Below are 3,888 nucleotides of genomic sequence, written 5' to 3'. Positions count from 1 at the left end.
CGCCGCTGGTTCCTGCTCGCGATGATCCTGCTCGGGCTCTATCTGGCGGGCAGCGCGATCTGGAAGATTCACCTCGCCTGAAGCGCGGCGAGCCGGACACCGAACAAGACGAACATCCCGCCGAGCGCGCGGTTGATCCAACGCATCGCGCGACCCTCCGCGTCGACGAATTGCGGCAGGAAGGCCAGGAAGAACAGCGCGACCTTCGGATTGAGCATGTTGGTCAGCGCGCCCTGCCAGAACGCCCGCCGCAGCGACGCCGGCGCCGCACGCCCGGCGGCCTCGGCCGCGTGATCGCTCTGGCGCGTCAGCAGCATCGTGATGCCGATGAAGCAGAGATAGGCGGCGCCGATCCACTTGACGACCGTGAAGGCCGCCGCCGATGCGGCGAGCAGCGCCGACAGCCCGACCGCGCTGCCGAACACATGCATGAGGCACCCGGTGCTGCTGCCGAGCATGGCCGCGATCCCGCCGCGCCAGCCGAGCTGCATGCTGCGCCCCACGACATAGGCGGTGTCGGGTCCCGGCGCGACATTGAGCAGCAGCGCCGATCCGAGGAACAGCCAGAAATCGTGGATGCCGAGCATGATGATCTCCGCGGGCAAATGGTGGCTCTGTACCGGCATCTTTCATCGATCGTCGCCTCGTCGTGCGACAGGCATCTCCCGGACCTCACAATCTCGGCGCAGGAATGGCGGCGGCCGGCAAAAACATTGGTTCGAGCCGCCCGCCCGTGATATCCGCGAGAGCGGAATGGAAAGACGTCTCGCCGCCATTGTCTGCGCTGACGTCGCCGGCTACTCGCGCATGATGGGAGCCGACGAGGCGGGCACCCATGCGACCTTCAAGGCGCATCGCGCCGCCATCCACCCGATCATCCTCAATCACGGCGGCCGGATCGTGAAGAGCACCGGCGACGGTTTCCTGCTGGAATACGCCAGCGTGGTCTGCGCCATCGAATCGGCGGTGGCGATGCAGAAGCTGATGGCGGAGCGGAACGCGCAGCTTCCAGCCGACCGGGCCATGCAGTTCCGGCTCGGCATTCACATGAGCGACGTCATCGTCGATGAGGGCGAGGTGTTCGGTGACGGCGTCAATATCGCGGTCCGCCTCGAGGCGGCATCGCCTGCCGGCGGCGTCGCCGTTTCCGCCAAGGCGCTTGCCGAGGCAGGCAAGCATCTCGATGTCAGCTTCACCGATGCCGGCAGCGTGCGTTTCAAGAACATCGAGGAGACCATCAAGGTCTGGACCTGGCAGCCGGGGAGCAGCGGCGCGCCGAAGGGCGCAGCGCCTGCGCCGATGCAGGGCCGGACCGCCATCGTCGGCGTGCTGCCGTTCACCGATCTCAGCGGCGGCGCCGACGAGTATTTCGCGGATGGCCTGACCGAGGACCTGATCCACGCGCTGTCGCTGCAATCCTTCTTCCGGGTGCTGAGCCGCGGCTCGACCTTCGCGTTCAGGCGCAGCCGGCTCGGCGCGCGGCTGATCGCGCGCGAGATCGACGCAACCTACCTGATCCAGGGTTCGGTCCGCCGCGCGGGCGCCAGGCTGCGTGTCACCTGCGAGCTGATCGCCCCCGAGAGCGGCGAGCAACTCTGGGCCGGCCGCTACGACCGCGGCGTCGGCGACCTGTTCGCTATGCAGGACGAGATCACCACCGATCTTTGCGCGGCGCTGGCGCCCGAAATCTATCGCGCGGAAGCCGCGACGATGCCGGCGCGCGCGGCGGCCGCCGATCTCACCGCCTGGGACCGCTTCCTCAGGGGATTGTCGCACTATTACCGGCCGACCAAGCAGGATTACGAGCGTTCGATCGCGCTGTTCCGGGAGGCGATCGCGCTCGATCCACGGCTTTCGATCGCGCATGCTTATCTCGGCACCATCCTGGCGCAGGGCATCCAGTTCGGCTGGATCACGAGCACGCGCGAATTGTGGGCCGAGATCAGGCGGCTTGCCGAGAGCAGCGTGCGGCTCGATCCGCGCTCATCGTTCGCCTATTCCATCCTGTCCTATGCCGAGGCCATGGACGGCAAGCACGACGCGGCGATGGCGCTGGCGCGCAAGGCGGTCGAGCTCAACCCCTACGACATGGGCGCGCGCGGGGTGCTCGGCATCTGCCATCTCGTGATCGGCGAGCATCGCGAGGCCGTCGAGCTGTTCTCGACCGTGCTCCAGCACGGCAGCAACGATCCGCGCTATCAATGGGCGGCCCTGAACGCGTTCAGTCATTATCTGCTCGGGCACTATGACGCTTCGCTGTCCTGGTCGCGCGAGGCGCTGTACACCAATCCCCATCATCTGCAGGTGCTCGGGGTGCGCGCCGCGGCGCTGGCGCAGCTCGGACGCAACGAGGAGGCACGGCAGGCGACGGAGGCGCTGCTTGCGAATCAACCCGACCTCTCCGTCGAGCGGCACTTGCGGAATTTCCGCTGGAAGCGGCCCGAGGACATCACGCATTATCGCGATGGACTGATCAAGGCGGGACTGCCCGCGACCCGGCTGACCCTGGTCAAGATGGACGGCAAGCGCGCAGCGGATGCGTGCTGACTACGCAAACAGCGGCGTGCCGGGCACGAAGGCGTCGAACGCCGCCCAGAACTGCGAGCGGTAGCGGTCCTGCTCCTGCAATATCTCGTGCTTGGCGCCGGCGATCACGAGATGCGAGCCGGCACGCAGGTGATAGGCGAACTCCTCGATCGCCGAGGTCGACACGATGGTGTCGTTGGAGGCCGCCAGCATCAGGATCGGCTGGCGGATCTTCAGCGGATAATTGGTGCCGCGGAAAGTGTGCATGGCGCTGAAGGCGGTGTCGGCCCAGGCCACCGTCGGCGAGGCGATGCCGAGCGTCGGGTCCTCCTCGAAGATCGCCGCGTTGCGGGCATAGCGCACGGGATCGCTGGTGAAGGGGTTGTTGATGAAATTGTCGCTGCCGATCAGGGCGTCGCTGCCGCCGGGCACGTAGCGGCCGCCCTGCCCGGCGAGCCGCATCACCCGCAGCAAGAGGCGGATCGGCAGCGAGGTGGTCCGGCCCGGCAGGTCGATCATCGGCGCGGTCAGCACCATGCGGTCGAACCAGCGCTTGCCCGCATGCGCGACGCGGAGCAGCACCGCGCCGCCCATCGAATGCGCCAGCGCGAAGTGCGGCGGCGGGCAGTCCGGCAACACCACCTGCTGCACGAAGGTCTCGACGTCGACCTCGAAATCGGAAAAGTGACGCACATAGCCCTTGCGCGGATCGCGCAGACGCCGGGAGGAATGTCCCTGGCCGCGGAAGTCGATCATCGCCACTGCGAAGCCGCGGTCGCGCAGGTCGCGCACGGTCTCGAAATATTTCTCAATCGGCTCGGCGCGGCCGGTGAAGACGCAAACCGTGCCCTTGCGGGCGGCCGGCGGCGCCCAGCGGGCAAACCGCAGTTCCGCGCCGTGGGACGTGTTGATGATGCCGCTGACGACGTCGTCCGGAACGGGATTGGCGGGAATCGAGACGAGAGTCATGTCCGGACCGGGTAGGTGAAAGGGGGCGAAAATCAAGGGCGAGCGCGTCAAAAAATCGCGGTATCGCCGCCCTCTTGAACCGCTTTGAGGCCCTCCCATATCACCTCCGTGCAGGCCGCTCTACAGGCTGCACACGGACTAAAGCCCGGCCCGATGGCGGGCGGGTAAATTCAACCAGTCGCTCAATGGAGGACTATCCTATGCGTAGCTATGATCTTACCCCGTTTTATCGTTCCACCGTCGGCTTCGACCGCTTCTTCTCCCTGCTCGATCAGGCAGCCTCTGACGGCAGCCCCGGCTATCCCCCCTATAACATCGAGCGCACCGGCGATAACGCCTATCGCATCAGCGTAGCCGTCTCCGGCTTCTCGCAGGGCGAACTCTCCATCGTCG

At 66.6% G+C, this 3,888-nt stretch carries 3 protein-coding genes and 1 pseudogene; 2 read left to right on the top strand and 2 right to left on the bottom strand.

All coding sequences use genetic code 11. The features are described from left to right. Nucleotides 1-68: 68 nt before the first annotated feature. On the bottom strand, nucleotides 69-587 hold the full coding sequence (locus JOY90_RS11915; protein ID WP_291691341.1) for a LysE family translocator: 519 nt from the start codon (nucleotides 585-587) through the stop codon (nucleotides 69-71). Between the two features lie 166 nt (nucleotides 588-753). Here JOY90_RS11915 and JOY90_RS11910 point away from each other — a divergent pair, with 166 nt between their 5' ends. Then, entirely contained in the window at nucleotides 754-2,547 is a 1,794-nt protein-coding gene (locus tag JOY90_RS11910) for a tetratricopeptide repeat protein (protein WP_291691340.1), read from the top strand. Here JOY90_RS11910 and JOY90_RS11905 read toward each other — a convergent pair whose 3' ends face one another. Next, nucleotides 2,548-3,495 (bottom strand): alpha/beta fold hydrolase, encoded by a 948-nt coding sequence (locus JOY90_RS11905; RefSeq protein WP_291691339.1) that lies wholly within the window; start codon nucleotides 3,493-3,495, stop codon nucleotides 2,548-2,550. A gap of 200 nt (nucleotides 3,496-3,695) precedes the next feature. Between JOY90_RS11905 and JOY90_RS11900 the strand changes: the two are divergent. Then, nucleotides 3,696-3,888 (top strand): annotated as a pseudogene (locus JOY90_RS11900) (molecular chaperone); the annotation flags it as partial.

It is taken from the genome of Bradyrhizobium sp. (assembly GCF_019242285.1).
GTDB lineage: Bacteria > Pseudomonadota > Alphaproteobacteria > Rhizobiales > Xanthobacteraceae > Bradyrhizobium.
This window is presented reverse-complemented; position numbering and strand designations above follow the sequence as displayed.